The 19123-nt window shown below is 65.5% G+C and carries 15 protein-coding genes; 9 read left to right on the forward strand and 6 right to left on the reverse strand.

Features of this window, described 5'->3' with window-relative positions:
• Nucleotides 1-3 precede the first annotated feature (3 nt).
• The 4 genes from CON77_RS12905 to CON77_RS12920 are packed head-to-tail and all read right to left on the reverse strand — an operon-like array spanning nt 4 to nt 9443.
• The gene (locus tag CON77_RS12905; protein WP_198552373.1) at nt 4-1386 is read right to left on the reverse strand and encodes an efflux RND transporter periplasmic adaptor subunit; all 1383 of its coding nucleotides are present in this window, start codon (nt 1384-1386) and stop codon (nt 4-6) included.
• Nucleotides 1383-7031, reverse strand: coding sequence for a VCBS domain-containing protein (locus CON77_RS12910; RefSeq protein ID WP_101049763.1), 5649 nt, complete (start codon nt 7029-7031; stop codon nt 1383-1385). Before CON77_RS12910 ends, CON77_RS12905 begins: the two co-directional genes overlap by 4 nt.
• A 58-nt stretch (nt 7032-7089) precedes the next feature.
• Nucleotides 7090-7887: an efflux RND transporter periplasmic adaptor subunit gene (locus CON77_RS12915; protein WP_101049793.1), complete on the reverse strand. Its 798-nt coding sequence runs from the start codon at nt 7885-7887 to the stop codon at nt 7090-7092.
• A gap of 20 nt (nt 7888-7907) precedes the next feature.
• The gene (locus tag CON77_RS12920) at nt 7908-9443 is read right to left on the reverse strand and encodes a TolC family protein (RefSeq protein WP_101049765.1); all 1536 of its coding nucleotides are present in this window, start codon (nt 9441-9443) and stop codon (nt 7908-7910) included.
• 227 nt (nt 9444-9670) lie between these two features.
• On the opposite strand from CON77_RS12920, the gene CON77_RS12925 reads away from it, so the two are divergent.
• Nucleotides 9671-10528 carry a YbgC/FadM family acyl-CoA thioesterase gene (locus CON77_RS12925; RefSeq protein WP_101049767.1) on the forward strand — a complete coding sequence of 286 codons (858 nt, stop codon included), beginning with the start codon at nt 9671-9673 and terminating at the stop codon, nt 10526-10528.
• Here CON77_RS12925 and CON77_RS12930 read toward each other — a convergent pair.
• The gene (locus tag CON77_RS12930) at nt 10480-11382 is read right to left on the reverse strand and encodes an NRDE family protein (RefSeq protein ID WP_157826955.1); all 903 of its coding nucleotides are present in this window, start codon (nt 11380-11382) and stop codon (nt 10480-10482) included. The two genes, CON77_RS12925 and CON77_RS12930, sit on opposite strands and share 49 nt — an antisense overlap.
• Nucleotides 11383-11392: 10 nt before the next feature.
• A complete protein-coding gene (gene ygfZ / locus CON77_RS12935) occupies nt 11393-12337 on the reverse strand; it encodes a CAF17-like 4Fe-4S cluster assembly/insertion protein YgfZ (protein WP_101049771.1) in 945 nt (314 codons plus the stop codon).
• Between the two features lie 62 nt (nt 12338-12399).
• On the opposite strand from ygfZ, the gene mltG reads away from it, so the two are divergent.
• The 8 genes from mltG to CON77_RS12975 are packed head-to-tail and all read left to right on the forward strand — an operon-like array spanning nt 12400 to nt 18926.
• Nucleotides 12400-13392, forward strand: coding sequence for an endolytic transglycosylase MltG (mltG, locus tag CON77_RS12940; protein WP_232788534.1), 993 nt, complete (start codon nt 12400-12402; stop codon nt 13390-13392).
• A 4-nt stretch (nt 13393-13396) separates the two neighbouring features.
• Nucleotides 13397-14044, forward strand: a complete 648-nt coding sequence (tmk, locus tag CON77_RS12945; RefSeq protein WP_101049775.1) for a dTMP kinase — start codon at nt 13397-13399, stop codon at nt 14042-14044.
• Nucleotides 14041-15063, forward strand: coding sequence for a DNA polymerase III delta subunit-related protein (locus CON77_RS12950; protein ID WP_101049777.1), 1023 nt, complete (start codon nt 14041-14043; stop codon nt 15061-15063). Before tmk ends, CON77_RS12950 begins: the two co-directional genes overlap by 4 nt.
• A 6-nt stretch (nt 15064-15069) precedes the next feature.
• The gene (locus CON77_RS12955) at nt 15070-15435 is read left to right on the forward strand and encodes a PilZ domain-containing protein (RefSeq protein WP_101049779.1); all 366 of its coding nucleotides are present in this window, start codon (nt 15070-15072) and stop codon (nt 15433-15435) included.
• Nucleotides 15436-15447: 12 nt separating this feature from the next.
• Nucleotides 15448-16251 carry a TatD family hydrolase gene (locus CON77_RS12960; RefSeq protein ID WP_101049781.1) on the forward strand — a complete coding sequence of 268 codons (804 nt, stop codon included), beginning with the start codon at nt 15448-15450 and terminating at the stop codon, nt 16249-16251.
• A gap of 58 nt (nt 16252-16309) precedes the next feature.
• Entirely contained in the window at nt 16310-16939 is a 630-nt protein-coding gene (locus tag CON77_RS12965; protein WP_232788532.1) for an ankyrin repeat domain-containing protein, read from the forward strand.
• 18 nt (nt 16940-16957) lie between these two features.
• Nucleotides 16958-17407 (forward strand): tripartite tricarboxylate transporter TctB family protein, encoded by a 450-nt coding sequence (locus tag CON77_RS12970; RefSeq protein ID WP_101049785.1) that lies wholly within the window; start codon nt 16958-16960, stop codon nt 17405-17407.
• Nucleotides 17408-17429: 22 nt separating this feature from the next.
• Nucleotides 17430-18926, forward strand: coding sequence for a tripartite tricarboxylate transporter permease (locus CON77_RS12975; protein ID WP_101049787.1), 1497 nt, complete (start codon nt 17430-17432; stop codon nt 18924-18926).
• The last annotated feature ends 197 nt before the right edge of the window (nt 18927-19123 follow it).

The raw sequence follows: 19123 nt of genomic DNA on the forward strand, positions 1-19123 counted from the left end.
GGCTCAAACCCCCAGGGTGGTGCGCACCCAGGCCAGCGGGCGGCGCAACACCCAGTAGCCCAATGGCACCCAGCCGCCGTGCAGCTTGGCCGTGCCTTTCAGGCCCACGCGGTGGGTGGTGGGGGCGTCGAGCGTGGCGCGCACGCGGTAGGCGTAGCTGCCGTCGGGGCGGTGCACCGCGTCGTGGGCCAGGTAGCGCAGTTGGGCACCCACCGGGGACAAAGGGCTGGCGTTCAGGTAAAGGGTCACGGCCGTGCCCGGCGGCAGGGCCACGGCGTCGGCCAGCGGCAGCCAAGCCTCCACCTCCGCGTCGCCCGGGGCGGCCAGGCGCATGATGCGTTCGCCCACGGCCACGGGCTTGCCTATCCATTCGGACGGGTCGTCGAACAGGGCCACGCCCTCGGCGGGGGCCAGCACCCGGGCGCGCTGCAACTGTTCGCTCAGGTAATCGACCTCGGCCCGCTTTTCTTCGATCTTGCCGGTCAGCAAGGCCAGCTGCTGGCGGTATTTGGGGTCCAGCAGGGCCTGCTGCACGGTCTGGCGGTATTCGGTTTCGGCGGTGGCCAGGGTTTGTTTCGCCACTTCCAGCTTGCTTTGGATCAGCGCTTCGTCAAAACCGAACAAGGGCTGGTCTTTCTGCACCAACTGGTTGGGCTGGACGTGGAAGGCGTCCACCACCCCGTCGAGCGGGGCGCGGATGACGACCGGGTGCGCGGGCACCAGTTCGCCCGGGGCCAGCACCGTCAGCCGCACGGGCAGGGCCAGCAGCACCAGCACCGCGGCCAACCAGCGCCAACGGTTCTGGCGCCACCAAGGCTGGGCGGCTTGCGGCATAAAGTGCGCGGCCACGCGCGCGCGCAGGGCGCGCCAGTTGTTGAGGCGCGGACGGTGCAAGGCGTGGAAGGCGTGCCACCAGGCTTTGCCCCATTCGTGCAGCAGGGCCTGGGTGTCGTCGGGCCAGGGCTCGTCGCGCACCAGCAGGAGGGCGGCGGGTTGTTCACCGGGGGCGTGCCCGGGCAGGGCCAGCCACAGCGCGTGTGCGGGCCACCATTCGGCCCACTCGGCACCCAGGGCAGGAGGCAGGTCGTCTGCGATGAAAGCGCGGGTGCCGGCATCGGCTTGTGCTCCCCAGTGCTGGCACACCGCCTGCACCCACAACACGTAAGGCGCATTGGCCTCGGGCTGCAGCACACCGGAGAGGGTGTGCACCCCCGACGCGGTCAGCCACAACACGGCCTGGCGGTAGGGCGCCAGGCCATGGGTGTCGTTCACCAGCAGAAAACCCAGCTCCTGGGGGCTGCCGGCTTCGCGCGCACGGCGCTGCAAATCCAGCAAAGCCCCCATGACCTGCACGGCCGCGGGGGTGGGGTGGGGCGTCACGCTCATCCGGCGTGTGCCACCGCGCGCTCAGCTCCTGTAGCTCGGGCCAGCGGCTTGGCCTCCACCGGGGCGCGGCCCCAGTCGGCCCAAGGCGTTTGCCCACGCTTGCTGGCCAGCTTGAGCTGTTCCGACAAACTCGGGCGCGCCGCCGTTTTGGGCTTGGCCTTGTCGTCGCCCACGAAGAAGCGGAACGGCGCCACCGCTTCGCGACCTTCTTGGTCGCGGGCGATCACCATCAGTTTGAGTTCGCGCTGGTCCGCGGGCAGGTCGGCCGGTGGGGTGACCGTGAAGGTGCCCGATTGCGGGTCGAACACCACCCAGCTGGGCAGGTCGGAGCCGTCTTGCAGCTTGGCCGTCAGGGTGATCTGGGCATCGGCCTTGGTGTGTGCGAAGGTGTCGTAGGGCAGGGCAAAGCTGCTGGTCGTGCCCAGTTCGGCGAACTGGTCGGTCACCGCGTTGGCCAGCGACAGGTTGGGCGGGAGTGTGGTGTTGCCCGGCTCCAGCACCAGCACCGGGAAGCCCATGTCGCTCGTCAAGGTGGTTTCCACTCGCGAGGTGGTGGCCTCCAAGACCGGTGTGGGTGAGCTGACGTTCATCTCCGTGGCGGAGTTGAAGGTGGGCTCGGGCGCCGGTGGGGGAGCGGCCGGTTCGGGTGCTGGGGCTGGCGCAGGTTCGGGGGCCGGCGCGGGTGGCGGAGGTGGTGTCTGTGCGACGGGGCGGTCGTCGTCCTTGGTGGCCGTGGGGTCGGTCACGCCGGTTTCGTCAACGATGTCGCCGGTGCCATCGTCAAAGATGGACGCGTAGCCGGCCGCTTCCGTCGGCTGGCCGGGGTTGACCAGCAACTGGAAGCGTTCTTCGCCCTCAAAGAAAGTGTCGCGCTCGTTGGCAATGTCCACCGCCACCAACACCGGCACGGGGCCGGCTTGCACGGGTTCGTTGGTATACGGATCCCAGGTGCGGCCGCCATCCAAAGAGTAGTAGATCGGCGCGGTGTCGAGCGAGTCGTCGGGCTTGCCTTCGTTGTCACCGGTCGGGGCCTTGCCAGCGTCGGCCACGTTGCGCACGTCCAGGGTCAGCCACTGGCCCGGGTTGGCGTTGACGGTGAACAGGGCACGGGGCGAGTTTTCGTTGTAGTTGCCGCCAGTGATGGTGATGGTGCGGTCGTCGTCCTTGGTGCCGCCTTCATCCGCGCCGCCATCACCGTCGCTGTCGATCTTGCCAGTGCCATCGTCAATGATGGTGCCGGTGTCGTTATCGGTGATGCTGCTGTTGGTGTCGTAGGTGGCGGTGAGGGTGAAGTCCTCGGCGCCCTCGAACGGGGTGTCGTCCTCGCTGGTGATGTTCACGCGCACCTTGAGCGAGCCGTCCGCCGGCAGGGCAATGGTGTCCGTGGCGGGGTTGTAGGCCACCCATGCAGGCGTGGTGGCATCCTCGTCGTAGTACTCAATCGTGAAGCCCGAGACGGAAGCATCACCCGCTGTTGGCGTGGTGGGACCCAGGGCCAGCGTGATGTCGTAGCCGGCCTGGCCGCTGACCGTGAAGGTGGCGTAGGTCGAGCCTTCGTTGAAGGTCATACCACCCACCACATCAATGGTGCGGTCGTCGTCCAAAGGATGAGTCGGGTCTGTCGTCGGATTCCCGTTAGGCAATGGACCAACATCAGGGTAATAAGTCCCCGTGTTGTCGTCCATGATGGTTGCCGTTCCAACAGTTGATGTACCACTTGTCGGAGTCGCCGTTAAAGTAAAGGTTTCACCCAGATCAAAGTCGGTTTCTTTTTCAGGACTGAAAGCTGTACGAACCAACAACTGGTTAGTTGAGCCTATAGTAATGGTTGAGCCTGCGGTGTAGTTGCGCCACTCTCCTGATGTTCCAAAAGCAGGATCCCAATATTGCAAATCATGAACATAATTGGAATCCGTCGGATCCATTCCATTCGTCGTGCCATCCGCGAGGCTAAGTGTTACACCTGTACCGTTGACACCAAGCACCGTGAATACCGCATAAGGCGAACCTTCGTTGACGGTGATATTGTTAACGCTCACCGCATCTGCCGCGCCACGAATTTCGATAGACAAGACCGCGATGTCAGTCAAAGGGTTTGTCGCGTCATCGTCAGAAACTGTGTAATTAAAACTTTCGGTCACCCATGTGGATGGATTGGAAGCATTGTAGGCGGCCAGGGCATTGACCGTTGCATTATTGTTGTCAACAACATACGACCAAGAACCATTGGTGTTCATGGTCAGTGTGCCATAGGTGCCAATCAATGTGATAGTGCCAGCGGTGGGAGTCGCCTCAGTTCCCAAGCCCTCTGTGTTTCCTATGCGAACAGAAGTCACACTCAATTGAGATTTTGCATGATCCACGTCATTATCATTAACAATGACGTTTCCAGAAGGATCAAAGCCTAAAGCGTTGTTGTCAACGCCGCCTGCCTCTATTGCTGTTGCACTATCGTTAGTAGCGATGGGGTTGTCGTTAGCACCCTGAATAGTCACGGTGAGCGTGGCCGAGTCCAAATTGCCGCCACTTCCGAGCGGGGCATCAGATACCGTGTAACGGAAGGATTCTTGGAGGGTCTCGCTGCTGGACTGGAGCGCTTGAACCGCCGCATTGAGGTTGTCTACCAGATACGCATAAGAGCCGTCTGCGCCGATTCTGAGTGTGCCGTATTTGCCGACGATTTCAGCGAAGTTACTGCTGGAAGTGGAGCCGACATCTACTGAGTCGGTATTGGCGGTCTCCATGCTGTAGATGCCTGTTACAAATACATCTGTGCCGGGGAGAGGATCGACGATATCTGCATCGGAGTCATTAACCAGCACGTTGCCGATGGGGTTGGTACCAGTTGTGCTTCCGCCTGTGGTGGCTGGATAGTTATCGGCTCCTCCATTCTCGACGGCCGTTGCCACATCGTCGATTCCAATCGGATCATTGTTGCCTGAACCAAAAACAGTGATGGTCAAAGTGCTGACATCAGTGGCACCAAGCGCGTCTTTGACCGTGTAGGTAAAAACCTCATCATAGGAATCGCCATCGTTTAGGCTAGCCACACCACCGGGGACTGTTTCCGTATTGGTATAAGGCGTGTAAACGTAGTCTCCGAGGTATTTTCCTGTAGCTCCATCTTGAGTGAAGGAAAGGGTCCCGTATTTGCCCTGCAATGTCGCACTTGCAAGCTGACTGAAAGTTAGCGTGGTAGATTCAGGGACGATATTTCCAGAGAAGGTAATTTCGGTGATGGTGTTGCTGCCATCTCTGGTGACGTTCGTTACTGTGGCAGTCCCTCCATTCCAAGTCGCTACCATGCCATTGACGATAGACGTATCGGGAGCAAGAGTGAGACCAGACAGAACAGAAGTTGCGGATGAGCCTTGAATGTACGCGCGATCACCCCCGGCAGTCTTGAAGGACACAACGGCGACATTGTTGACAACCGTTCCAGCCGGAAGTTTGTCAATAGTGCTGTAAAGGCTCGCAACTCTGGCCAACTCAGCGGGGTCTGAGACGGTCAATGTTTTGGTGCCCGATCCCGTGACAGTCGCCGTCACACCTGTAACCAACTGCCAAGTCAAGTCGTTGGTTGTAGTCATGTCGCCGTCTGTATCGACAGCAATATAGATAAAATCCCCGGAGATATTGTTTGCCAAACCATCAATCTCGGTCAGAGTGATGGTGGCACTCGTCACTGAAGACGTGGTTCCACTGACAGTGAATACGGTATTTGTAATTTCCTTGATTTCTGAATAACCGTCTACGTCTGCATCATTGGTCAGCACACTGCCTGTGGCCGTATAACCAATGGTGTCGCTTCCACCGTATGCCCCGCTGGTCGGCGCAAGCAGCGATTCTTTCGCGGTGTTGTAATCCGACGTGGCCTCTGGTGTGTCGTTCGAGCCGGTGATGGTGATGGTAAGGAGGGCGTCGTCAGTCAATTTCCCCGCGTCAGTGACCCTGTAGGTAAAGGTGTCAGTCAAGGTGTTCGTGGTCAAACGCAGCGCCTGAACAGCGGCAAGATCGTTGTTCAAGATGTATTGATAACTGCCGTTCGCTCCTACGCGCAACTCGCCGTAGAGGCCCTGTACCGAGGTGTAACCCGAGGTGGATGTGGAACCACTTGACACTGACGCGCCTGCCGTTGTCGTGCCAATGCCGGTCACGGTCGCGGTGTCACCGATTGTATCGCTGTAATCCAGCGTGCTGTTCAGAATAGCTGACGCGCCATCACCATTCCCGCCGTATGTGAATGTTGCGCTGCCTTGTTCGATAATCGTTCCGCTGGTGTTGTTCGCTGCAGGCGCCACATTGCCGGGGATCAAGCTGTTCAGCGCGGAATCGACCCTGTCAGACGAAGAGCCGACTTCAATCGAGTTGTACGTACCCGCGGTCAAGGCACTCCAAGCAGTACCCGTATTGGTGACTGTGGTGGTGCCCATTGTGGCGATCAGGCTATTGAAGTAGCTCTGATTGACCACTAACACAAAACCCTTGTTGTCGGTGACGCCAGGGTCAGCGGGGACATCTGCAGAGTCCGCATCTTGGTTGCCATCGGCCTGTGCCGTGGCCAGATTGGTGAAATCTTGGTCGGTCCAGAAATAAAAACCGACGACACTTCCTTGAACTTTTAAAGGCCGACTGATCCAGCCGTAATAGGTTGTCCCGCCGATGTTGATGCCGATGGCAGAAACATCGTTGCCGCTGAACAGGGCGCTGTTGGTGTCGTCGTTGATGCCGACCGGCCCCAGCCCGCCATAGAAGGTGTTGGCATTGGTTCCACCGTCAGCAATCAACAAGGTATGGCTTTCCTGCTCCTTTTCAGCCCAGTTTTCGGTGTTTTGCACGACGCCGTCGTTGTTGACGTCGGTGATCATCTGGTAGGCGTTTGAGAAATTGAACGACGCAAACTCCACGTTGTAGCTCGTCCCGCCTGCGGTGACGGTGCCGTGGTCGTTTTGTGTGGTCGTTGTGGCGCTGGCCCCGTTCAGGGCGGTGGCGGCAAATGCCTCGCCTTCATCCCCGGTGGTATCGGCGTCAGGGTTCAGGTAGTCATCGACCGCATGCCCGAATTCTTCCACCAAGACCCGGGCGGCATCTGCCCCTTCGAACAAGTCGAACCAGTAACTGTTGATGAACACGGTGGGCTGCCCGTCCGGCCCGGCGTGGGTGTAAGCGGCGATGCTGGTCGCCACGCTGGCGCTGTCCATGGCCACCACGTTCACGCTGAAACTGCCGTCACGCAGGGCAGTGCGCAGTTCGGCCAGGCGTTCTGTCCACGCCGCATCCGGTGTGGGCTGCCCGCCGTTGAACATTCCAAACAGGGTCTGATCGTCGGCGTTGAGGATGAAGTCGCGCACGGCCTGGTTGGCTTCGGCCATGGCCGTGTCCAACACCGGATCGTTCAGTTCGGTCTGAAACAGCGCCGGCGCTTCCAGAGCCAGGGGTTGCAGGTCCAACACATCGGTGGTGCTGTCGTGGCTGTCCAGCGCATCCGTGGTGTCCAAGGCATCGGCCACCGCCGCCCCGTCGAACATGAAACGCTGCTCCAGTGCCAGGGGGGCGGGGCGGCGGCGCACCAGCTTGGAGGCCGACCGCTGTGCGGGGCGGGCTGGCAGGGTGGCTGAGGTCAGGGGGGCGGGGGTCGATTTCATGGGGCTGACTCGGTGATCCGTGCGTGGGGCGCGGAAGAAAAGGCGGTGTCGGGGCGGCTCAGCGTTCGGCGGGCGGGGTGACCAGCACCTTGCCGCTCATGCCGGCCATCAGTTCCGGGAATTTGCCGTCGATGGCGGCGGCCACTTTCACCGACTGGCTCACCGGGTCCACCCGGGCACCGATGCGGATGAATTTGGCGGGGTAGGTTTTGCGGGTTTCGTCGATCTGGACTTCAAACCGGGCGCCGGTGCGCAGCCAGCTGAGCCAGCGCGAGGGCACCAGGAACTCCAGTTCCAGCACGCTGTCGTCGAGGATGTCGAGCAGGGCCTGGCCCGGCTGCACAAACTGCTGCTCGCGCACTTTTTGCTCGGCCACGCGGCCGCTGAAGGGCGCGGCGATGCCGCACTTGGCCAGCACGGCCTTGTTGGCCCCCACCTCGGCGCGGAACTTGTTCTGTGCAGCCTTGGACAAGTCCACCTCCAGCTGGCCCACGGAGTTGAGTTCCAGCAGGCGCACGTTGGTGCTGTGGGTCTGTTCGGCGCCGTCCAGCTCGGCCTGGGCTTTTTGCAGTTGGGCTTGCTGCAGGGAGCAGTCAAAACCCACCAGCAGCTGGCCGGCCTTGAAGGCCCCGCCTTCGCTCACCGGCAGGCGGTTGACCTTGGCACCGATTTCGGCCGCGATGGTGGTGTAGCGCCGCGGCAGGAGCTGGGCGCGGATCTCCTGCCGCTCCAAGGCCGGTCTGGCGGCTTCGACCGCCGAAGGGGGCACCCCGGGCACCTTGCTGCCGGGGGCGGGGGCTTGCGCCCACGACTGTGCTCCGGCCAACAGAAACGAAACCGCCAGCAATCGACGCATGTTCACCACCACGTTCCTCATCATTGGGCCTTGGGGGAGCTCAGCACCGCCCAGGGATTGCCTTGCACTTGCTGGGTCAACTGGGCCAGGCTCAATTCGCCGGTGCTGCCGATCTTGGGCTCCAGGCCCAGGTTGGCGATCAGGCGGCTTTCGGCCAGGTGCACCTGCGACAGGGCCTGGTAGCGCCGCAGCAGACTGAGGATGGCGGTGGTTTCATTGGCCACGCGATCAAGTTGGCTTTGCGCCTGGACGCTCTGACGCGCGCGGATGTTGTCGGCGATCTTCTGGTCCACCGCGTAGATGGCATCGGCACGGCTGAACTGGGCACGGGCGTTTTGCAGCTGCAGGCGCGCCAGGTGAAGTTGCGTCACCACCGCCATTTGCGTGGCCATGCGCCGCTGGTCGGCCAGGGCCACACCGGCTTTGGCCAGCTTGATCTGGGTGGGCCCGGTGAACAGGTTGAACAGGTTGAACGAGAGCTGCAAGCCAGCCTCGTTCCAGTTGTTGTGCACCAGGTACTCGTCGGAGTCGTACTTGAGGCTGTAGTTGAACGACAGGTTGGGGAACAGGCGCGTCATGGTCTTGCGCACTTCGGTCGCGGCGACGCGGCTGTTGTAATGCTGTTCGCGCAGATCGGCGTTGTTCTCCAGGGCCAGCGCTTCCAGTTGGGCCATGGGGACGGTGAGCGCGGTGTCGCTGTTCGGGGTCACGTCGGCTTCGGCCAAGGTGATGGTTTGGCCCACCGGGGCGTTGATGAGCGAGGCCAGCTCGACCTGGGCGGTGGACAGCTCCTGGGCAATGGCTTCGAGCAGGCGCAGGTTTTCCAGAACCTGGCGCTGGTAGCGCAGGGCGTCCAGCGGGCTGCGCAGGCGCTCGGCTTCGGCTTTGCGGGCGTCGGCCAGGGCTTCTTCGGCCAGCTTCAGGGTGGTTTGTACGTTGGCCTGCAGCTGCTGGGCACTGACCGCGCGCCAGTACACGGTGCGCACATCCTGCATCAGCACGTGCATGGCCTTGCGGCGCTTTTCGCCGGCAATCAACACCCGGTCGGCGGCCTGTTTGGCCGACGACTGCCCCACCACCACGTCCAGCAGGTTCCAGGTCAGGCCCAGGTCGGCGGTACGGTGGTCGGCCGCGGAGGAGAAGGAGGAACTGCTGGATTTGCTGCCGTACACCGGCGTGTAAGGGTGGCTGTAGGTGGCGCGCTCGCGGTTGCGGTCGGTGTACCCGGCCTGGACCAGCAGTTTGGGCAGCATGTCAAACTGGGTGACGTCCAACTCCTTCAGGGCGATGGCCTCTTCCATCAGGCGGGCTCGGCGGTCCAAGTTGTACTTCAGGGCACGGGCCATGGCCTGGTCCAGGGTGAGCGGACCGGTCACGGGTTCGACGTCCTGGCGCATGGCCGCGCTGTCCGCCTGGTTGGCGGCCTGCAGGTCGGGGGTTTCGATCGGCGTCGGGGCCAGGGTGCCGCAGGCCGCCAGCAAGGCCACGGCAGTGGCCACCGACAGCAGTTGGAAGCCGCGTTGGGCGGTGCTCGGGGAGGATGGGGATTCGCTCATGACGCAGGTGATGGATGGTGATATGGAATGATCGCTATCAGAATTGCAACAAATTTTGTTATTTGTAAATATATCTATTTGCAAGGTGGCGGGGTATACCCAAAAGGGTAGGTTTGTCATGGCTGCACAACGCCATCACCCCAGGGTGCTTTGGTACCAGCACCGCCGACTTAGAATTCCCCCACAGCGCACCGCGCGCCCTCTCCAACGCATGCAAGGTTTCCCCCATGAAACGCCAGGACTTCCGTTTTTTCCACCCGCTGCGCGTGCGCTGGGCCGAGGTGGACATGCAAAAAATCGTGTTCAACGCGCACTACCTGATGTACTTTGACGTGGCCATCACCGAGTACTGGCGCGCCCTGGCCCTGCCTTACGAAGACGCGATGCACGAGCTGGGCGGCGAGCTGTACGTGAAAAAGGCGTCGGTGGAGTTCAACGCGTCGGCCCGCATGGACGACATGCTGGACATCGGCATGGCCTGCACCCGCCTGGGCAACTCGTCCATGACGATCACCGGCGCCATCTTCCGCGGCGAAGAACACCTCATCAGCGGCGAGCTGATTTACGTCTTCGCCGATCCGGCCACGCAGACCTCGCGCCCCATCCCAGACGCATTGCGTGCGCTGGTACAGGGCTACGAAGCCGGGGAGGGCGTGCTGACCGTGCGCACAGGCCCCTGGGCCGAACTGGGCGCGGGGGCGAGCGCGGTGCGCACCGCCGTGTTCGTGGAGGAACAGCGCATTCCCCGCGAAGAAGAATGGGACGCCGCCGACCAGGTGGCGCTGCACGCGGTGGCCCACAACCGGCTGGGCCAGGCCATGGCCACGGGCCGCCTGCTGCCGGCAGAAGGCGGCGTCAGCAAGATCGGCCGCATGGCGGTGCACCGGGTGCTGCGTGGCACCGGCGTGGGCCGGCAGATCTTGACGGCACTGATGGACGCGGCCCGGGCGCGTGGCGACCGCACCGTCCGGCTCAGCGCCCAGCGCACGGCCGAAGGGTTTTACCGGCGCCTGGGTTACACGCCGGTGGGCGAGCCTTACGACGAGGTCGGCATTCCCCACCTGCTGATGGAAAAGCACCTCTGAATGCTGGCGTCCGTGGGCCAATGGGTGGCCACGGGCGTCGGGGCCGCCGCCGGGTGTACCGCGTGGGTCCATTCGCGCAGGTCCAGGGCCAGGCCCTCGGGGGTACGGCGGCAGTGGGCGATCAGGCTGCTGCGGGTGCCGTAAGCCGGTGTGGGCAGGTGCACAAAGGCGCTGGACAGGCCTTGGGCCCAAGCGTCCTGTCCAGCGTCATGGGCCGGGCGCCTGTCCATCAGGGGGCGCAGCAGGGCCTCGTACCCATCCGCGTCTACAGGGCTGTCTGCGCTGGGTGCCGAGTGGGCCACGGCGGCGTGCACCGCGTCCCGCAAGGCCACGGTTTTGGGCCAGGGCGTGTCGAGGTGGGCGTTGGACAAACCATAGACCCCCGGTGGCAAGATGCGGCCGGCCCAGCCCGGGGGCAGGTCGTGCCTAGCTGCGGGCACGGCATCTGGCGGCGGGCGGTTGGTCAACCAGACCCAGCTGCCCCGGGTCACATCGCCCAGCACCAGGTTGAAACCGTTGTAGGCCTGGGGGTCGTGTGAGGCCACCAGATCACGCCAGCCGCCCACCGAAGCCGGGCCGGCCAGCCAGCGCAGTGGCAATTCGCCCCGGCTGCGCGGGGCGGACTCGGGCCCGCTGGGCCGCACGTTGGTGAGCATGGCCACCCGCCCGTGCTGGCTGAAACCCAGCCAGGTGCCACCGGCTTCGGCGTCCCGCCCGGCCCAGACGGTCACCCCGCCGTCGGTCTGCCAGGCGGCCAAGGGGCGGGTCGGGCGGTGCCACCATTCGTCGCGGTTGGAGGCCAGCAACAAGGGGCAGGCCGGCGTGGCCTCGATGGCAAAAGCGATCAGGCACACGCCGTCGGCCTCAGACGTCGGCCAGCAGCGGGTAGGGCAGATCGAGCACGGCCAGGGCCGGGCCGTCCGCGGCCCCCAGGGTGAGGGCCTGGCCATCGGCCGCACTGGTCTGCATGGACACGACCGCGTCCCAACCCACCATCGGGTGGGCAGCAGCACTCACCACCGTGCCGCAGGCCTGTTCGGCGTCGGCCGCGTGGAACACCTCCTGGCCCACGGTCGGGGCGTGCGCGCCGTGCACCAGGTAGGCGCGGCGCTTGAGGATGCCGCGGTACTGGCTGCGGGCCACCACTTCCTGGCCGGGGTAACAGCCCTTCTTGAAGTTCACGCCGCCCACCGATTCGTAGTTCAGCATCTGCGGCACAAAGGCCTCGTACACCGGGGCCGTAACCATCGGCACAACGCTGCGCACCGCCAGCCAGGCCCACAAGGCGGCGGGCAACTCGGGCCCCGCCGGGGCGCTGCCGCTGGAGCCGCAGGCCAGGGCACGGGGCAGGCCTTCGGCCAGGGGCAGCCGCACCCAGTCCCAGCCTTCCTGCGCCAGGTGGCTCCAGGGGCTGGTCGGCAGGGCCGCCGGCACGTCCGCGCCCACGGCACCGAAGACCGCCACCTCCTGGCTGGCGTCGCTCAGCTTCACCTTGGCGCGCAGCACGAACATGCCCAGGCGTTTGAGGGTGGTGGTCAGCAGGTCGGCAGAGCAGAGCAGCAGGATGTCGTCGTGCGCCCGCTTGAACGCCACAAAACTGGCCTGCATGCGGCCTTTGGCGTTGCAGAAGGCCGCCAACCGACCTTCGCCCAGCCCCATCAACGCAAAGTCCTGGGTCAGCTGCCCGTGCAGGAAAGTGGCCGCATCGGCGCCCTGGGCCCGGATCACCCCCCAATCGGCCAGACGCACCACCCCGCGCAGGGCGCTGGTGTCGAACGGAGGGGGCAGGGGGGCGGAGGATGTGCTCATCGTGGCGCTCACTTATGATCGAAGGCTTGTATTTTGACCGAGGTCCTGTGTCCGTGTTTCCTGTGCTGAAATGGTTGCTGGCCGCCGCCTTGTCTCTGGCCTTGTTGCTGGGGGCGGGGGCCGCCGTCTGGTTGAACCGCCCGCTGGGCGGGGAATCCACGGGCCTGCTGGACGTGGCGGTGCCGCCCGGCGCGTCGGCCCGCACCGTGGCGCGCGTGCTGGTGCAGGCCGGCATGGGCGGGCCGGAATGGGCCCTGTACGCCTGGTTCCGCCTGTCGGGCCAGGCCCGCGACATCAAGGCCGGCAGCTACGAGGTGCCGGCCGACAGCACGCCGCGTGCCTTGCTGGATCAACTGGTGCGCGGCGAACAGGCCGTGCGCCGGGTCACCCTGGTCGAAGGCTGGAACCTGGGCCAGGTGCTGCAGGCCCTGCGCACGGCCGAACACCTCGACTACGACCTGCCGGCCGGCGCCACACCGCAGCAACTGGCGCAGGCCCTGGGGCTGCGTGCGCCGCACGCCGAAGGCCGGTTTTTCCCCGACACCTACGTCTACCCCAAGCACGCCACCGCCTCCAGCGTGTTGCAGCAGGCGGCGCGGGCCATGGACCAGCGCCTGGCCGACGCCTGGGCCCAGCGTGCGCCCAACCTGCCACTGCGCCACGCCGACGACGCCCTGGTGCTGGCCAGCATCGTCGAAAAGGAAACCGGCCTGGCCAGCGACCGCGCTCTGATCGCCGGGGTGTTCGTCAACCGGTTGCGCATCGGCATGCGGCTGCAGACCGACCCCAGCGTCATCTACGGCCTGGGGCCGGCGTTCGACGGTCGTCTGGGCCGGCGCGACCTCGACACCGACACCCCCTACAACACCTACACCCGCGCCGGCCTGCCGCCCACGCCGATTGCCCTGCCGGGCGAGGCCGCGCTGCGCGCCGCGGTGCAGCCCGACGCCACACCGGCGCTCTACTTCGTGGCGCGCGGCGACGGCTCCAGCGCCTTCAGCCGCACCCTGGACGAACACAACGCGGCCGTGCGCCGCTACATCCTCAACCGCTGACCGCATGCCACCACTTCCTTCGACCCGCACGGCCTGCTTCGTCACCTTCGAGGGCATCGACGGGGCGGGCAAATCCTCCCACATCGGCACCCTGGCCGAAGCCTTGCGGGCACAGGGGCACACCGTGCTCCAGACGCGCGAACCGGGTGGCACGCCCCTGGCCGAGCAGTTGCGCGAGCTGCTGCTGCGCGAAGCCATGGACCCGCTGGCCGAAGCCTTGCTGATGTTCGCCGCCCGGCGCGACCACCTGCTGCGCGTGATCGAACCCGCCCTGGCCCGTGGCGAGGTGGTGTTGTGCGACCGCTTCACCGACGCCACCTTCGCCTACCAGGGCCACGGCCGGGGTTTCGACCTGGCGGTGCTGAGCCAGTTGGAAGAATGGGTGCAGGGCCCGGCGCCCTTGCGCCAGCCGCACCTGACCCTCTGGTTCGACCTGCCCCCGACCAGCGCAGCCGAACGCCTGGCCGGCGCGCGCAGCCCCGACAAGTTCGAGGCCTTGCCCGTTGCCTTTTTCGAGCGCGTGGCCGCCGGCTATGCGGCCCGGGCCGCGGCCGACCCCGGGCGTTTCGCCCGCATCGACGCGACCCCGGCCATGCCCGCGGTCTGGGCCCAGGTGGAAGCGGTCTGCCGCGCACGGGGTCTGTTGGCATGAGCGGGCTGGCCCCCTGGCTGCAGACCCAGCTGGAGCGCCTGCTGCAGCAACGCGGTCACGCGTTGCTGCTCTCGGGCCCGCCGGGGCTGGGGCAGTACCCCCTGGCCTTGGCCCTGGCGCGCGCCTGGTTGTGCGAGCAGCCCTCGGCCCAGGGAGCCTGCGGCCACTGCGGCGCCTGCCACGCGGTAGACGTGCGCACCCACCCCGACCTGTTCGTGCTCATGCCCGAGACCCTGTCGATCGAATTCGGCTGGCCCCTGGACGAGAAAACCCAGGACAAGATCGACAAGAAAGAACTCAAGGCGAGCAAATTCATCCGCGTGGACGCCACCCGCCAGGCGGTCGCCTTCAGCCAGTTCACCCGCTCCCGCGGCGACACCAAGGTGGTGCTGATCTACCCGGCCGAACGCCTCAACACCGAGGCCGCCAACACCCTGCTCAAAACCCTGGAAGAACCGGCCGGGGCGTTGCGCTTCGTCATCGCCACCGAGGCGGCGCACAGCCTGCTGCCCACCATCCGCAGCCGCTGCCAGACCCACGACCTGCACTGGCCCGCCCCCGACGAGGCCCTGGCCTGGTTGGCCGCGGTGGTGGCGGCCGACCCCAGCCTGTCGGCGCGCAAGCTCCCGCCCGCCGAGCTGCAGACCTGGCTGCGTGCGGCCGGTGGCCGGCCCGACGAAGCCCTGGACTGGCTGCGCACCCAACCGCCCCAGGGACTGTGGCCGCAGTTGCCCCGCGCCATCGCCGCCGGCGACTGGAGCGCCCTGGCCGGCTGGTCGCCGGCGCAGCAGATGGACGTGCTGCAGAAGCTCTGCCACGACCTGATGGTGCAGCAGGCCGGCGGCGCGCCCCGCTTCTTCCTGTCGGCCGACCTGCCTCCCGCCCCGGGCCTGGCGGCCCTGGCGCGCTGGCACCGCGACCTGCAAGCCGCGGCCCGCACCCTGGAACACCCTTTCAGCCCGGCCTTGCTGCAAGAGGCCTGGGCGGTCACAGCCCAACGCGCACTGGCGCTACACTAGACCGACATGAGCACCGCCGACACCACAGGTCCGGCGCGCCCGACGGTGATCCAGTTGTCGATCAAGGAAAAGGGCGCGCTGTACGCCGCCTACATTCCCTTGTTTGCGGAAGGGGGCATCTTCGTGCCCTCGGTGCGCGAATACAAGCTCGGCATGGACGTGTATGTCCTGCTGACCCTGCCCGACGACCCGCAGCGCTACCCGGTGGCCGGCAAGGTCGCCTGGATCACCCCGGCCGGCGCCGCGGGGTCGCGCTCCCAGGGCATCGGCATCCGCTTTCCGGCAGACGACAAGTCCCGCCAGCTCAAGGCCCGCATCGAAGAAATCCTGGGGGCGCACCTGGCGTCAGACCGCAGCACCCAGACCGTTTGAGCACCCGTTTGCATGTTTGTCGATTCCCATTGCCATTTGAGCTTCCCCGAGTTGCGCGCGCAGCTCCCCAGCATCCTGCAAGCCATGGCCGAGGCGCAGGTGGACCGCGCCCTGTGCATCTGCACCACCCTGGAAGAATTTGAGCAGGTGCACAGCCTGGCCACGGCGCACTCCCATCTGTGGTCCACCGTGGGCGTGCACCCCGACAACGAAGGCGTGCAGGAACCCACCCTCGACGACCTGCTGCGCGGCGCGGCCCTGCCCAAGGTGGTGGGCATCGGTGAAACCGGCCTGGACTACTACCGCCTGGGCGAGCGCACGGTGGCCGACATGGCCTGGCAGCGCGAGCGCTTTCGGGTGCACATCCAGGCCGCCCGGGCCACCGACCTGCCGCTCATCATCCACACCCGCAACGCCTCGGACGACACCCTGGCCATTTTGCGAGAGGAGGGCGGTTTTGCCTCCGCCGCCGGGGCGCCAGCCCGTGCCCGGGGGGTGTTCCACTGCTTCACCGAAACCGCCGAGGTGGCGCGCGCGGCGCTGGAGTTGGACTTCTACATCTCGTTTTCCGGCATCCTGACCTTCCGCAACGCCGCCGATTTGCGCGAGGTCGCCCAGATGGTGCCGCTGGAGCGCTGCCTGATCGAAACCGACAGCCCTTACCTGGCGCCGGTGCCTTACCGCGGCAAGACCAACACCCCGGCCTACGTGCCCCACGTCGCGGCCCAGTTGGCCGAAATCAAGGGACTGCCGCTGGAGGTGGTGGCCCGCGCCACCAGCGACAACTTCGAGCGCCTGTTCACCCGTGCGGTCTGACGTGCGGTCTTTTTTCCTGCTTCTGAAACGGCTCCTCTGTCTGGGGGTTCTGTGCGGCTTGTCCTCCTGGGCGCAGGCCCAGTCCGGCTCGTACGAGGACTTCTTCATCGCCATCACCCGAGACAACACCGGCCCATTGCCGGGTCTGCAAGCCCGCGGCTTCGACTTCAACAGCCCCGACCCGGCCCTGCAGCCGCCCCTGGTGCTGGCCATCCGCAAGGAGTCCTGGCGCGTCGCCGACTTCCTGCTCGGCGTGCCGGCCTTGCAAGTCGATGCGCGCAACCCCGCCGGCGAAAATGCCCTGATGCTGGCCGCCATCAAGGGCCAGGTGGCGCTGGTGCAGCGCCTGCTCGCGCGCCAGGCCCAGGTGAACAAGCCGGGCTGGACGCCGTTGCACTACGCCGTCAGCCACGTCGGGCCCGAGGCCCAGGCCATCGTCCGCTTGCTGATGGAGCAGCACGCCTACATCGACGCGGCATCGCCCAACGGCACCACCCCCCTGATGATGGCGGCCCGTTACGGCCAGGCCGATGTGGTGCAGCTGCTGTTGGAGGAGGGGGCCGACCCGGCCCTGCGCAACGACCAGGGCATGGACGCCATCGACTTCGCCCGCCGTGCCGACCGCCCCGACATCGTCGAGGCCATTGCCGCCGCGGTGCGCAGCCGCCAGCCCAAGGGCCAATGGTGAACGGAGCGGGGCAAAGTCATGGCTCAGGCGGACACGCGTGACCTGATCGGCGGCCTGGCCATGGTGGCCATCGGCCTGTTCGCAGCCGTCTATGCCCACCGGCACTACCCGCTGGGCGAGCTGCAGCGCATGGGCCCGGGCTTCTTCCCGGTGGTGTTGGGTGCGTTACTGGCCCTGCTGGGGCTGTTGATCGCCTTGCCGGCCTTGCTGCGGCGCAGAGCGCCTCTGCGCATCGAGTGGAAGACCGGATTGCTCGTGACCGGCAGCGTGGCCGTGTTCGGGCTCCTGCTGCCCTCGCTGGGCCTGGTGCTCACCACCGTGGCGTCGGTGCTGGTGGCCTTGCTGGCCGAACGTGCCATGCCATGGCCGCGGCGGCTGGCGGTGGCCTTGGGCATTGCCGCCTTCACCTGGCTGGTGTTCGGCTTGGCCTTGAAGATGGTGTTGCCGGCCTGGCCCTGGAGCCCCTGAGCCCATACAGCACACGCCCCACATGGACACCGCACAAGGCCTGCTCATCGGCCTCCAGGCCGCCCTGGAGCCCATGGCGTTGCTGTACTGTTTTGTCGGGGTGTTCATCGGCACCCTGGTCGGGGTCCTGCCCGGCATCGGCGCCATGGCCACCATCTCGCTGCTGCTGCCCCTGACGTACCACATCCCGCCCACCTCGGCCATCATCATGCTGGCCGGCGTCTACTACGGCGGGCAGTACGGGGGATCGACGGCGTCCATCCTGCTGAACCTGCCCGGCTCGCCCTCGTCGTCCGTCACCTGTCTAGACGGCTACCCCATGGCCCAACAGGGCCGGGCCGGGGTCGCGCTGTGCATCACCGCCGTGGCCTCCTTCGTCGGGGCCTTGCTCGGCATCGCGATCCTGGTGCTGTTTTCGCCCGCCATCGCCGAACTGGGCCTGCAATTCGGTCCCGCCGATTATTTTTCCATGATGCTGCTGGGCCTGATCGCCGCGTCCGGCCTGGGTTCGGGGGCGCCGACCAAGGGCCTCGCCATGGTGGTGCTGGGGTTGCTGCTGGGCACCGTCGGCACCGACGTGAATTCGGGCGTCTCCCGCTTCGATTTTGGTGTGCTCGAACTCATGGACGGAATCAACCTGGTGGCCCTGGCCATGGGGGTGTTCGGGCTTTCCGAGGTCATCGCTGGCATCCACCGGCCCCAGGGGCAGGGGCCCTCCCAAGCCATTGCTTGGCGCGATTTGTGGCCCAGCCGGCAAGACCTGCGGCAATCGGCCCTGCCCATGCTGCGCGGCACCGCCATCGGCAGCTTTTTCGGAGCCTTGCCCGGCACCGGCGCGGCCATCGCGTCTTTCGTGTCCTACGCGGTCGAGAAAAAAGTGGCGCGCGACCCGACACGCTTTGGCCAAGGCGCGATCGAAGGCGTGGCTTCGCCCGAGGCCGCCAACAACGCCGCCGCCCAGACCGCCTTCGTGCCCACGCTGTCCCTGGGCATTCCCGGCGATGCCATCATGGCGCTGATGCTGGGGGCACTCATCATCCACGGCATCCAGCCCGGCCCCATGCTGATGAACGAGCAACCCCAGTTGTTCTGGGGCCTGGTGGTGAGTTTTGGCATCGGCAACGTGATGCTGGTGATCCTGAACCTGCCGCTGGTGGGCATGTGGGTGGCGATTTTGCGCATTCCGTACCACGTGCTGTACCCGGCCATCCTGGTGTTCACAGCCTTGGGTGTGTACAGCGTCAGCAACAGCACCTTCGACATCTACCAAGTGGCTATCGTGGGCGCTTTGGGTTACCTGCTCACGGCCTTGCGCTTCGAGGCCGCCCCCTTGATGCTGGGTTTTGTGCTGGGACCTTTGATGGAGGAATACCTTCGCCGAGCCTTGCTGCTGTCGCACGGCGACCTGTCAACCTTGGTGCAGCGGCCCATCAGCGCCGGCTTTCTTCTGGTGTGCGCGGGCATGTTGCTCTGGAACGCCTGGACCGGCTTGAAACAGATGCGGCACGAAGCGGCATGACACGCTCCGGCAAGCGCAGTATCTTGTCAGCCGCGTGCGGCACGCACACCGAGCGCAAGACTTTTGGAAAGTCGGCGCTGGTGTAGCCCAAACGGGTGAATCTATGTATGGAGGCGTTTGCCTTGGTTGACGTGGGTTTGGCGACTGGATGCCGGGCGTGTATGCGCAGGCCTCACTATCTACAATGTGCATTATGT

It is taken from the genome of Macromonas nakdongensis (genome assembly GCF_002837145.1).
Lineage (GTDB): Bacteria > Pseudomonadota > Gammaproteobacteria > Burkholderiales > Burkholderiaceae_C > Macromonas_B > Macromonas_B nakdongensis.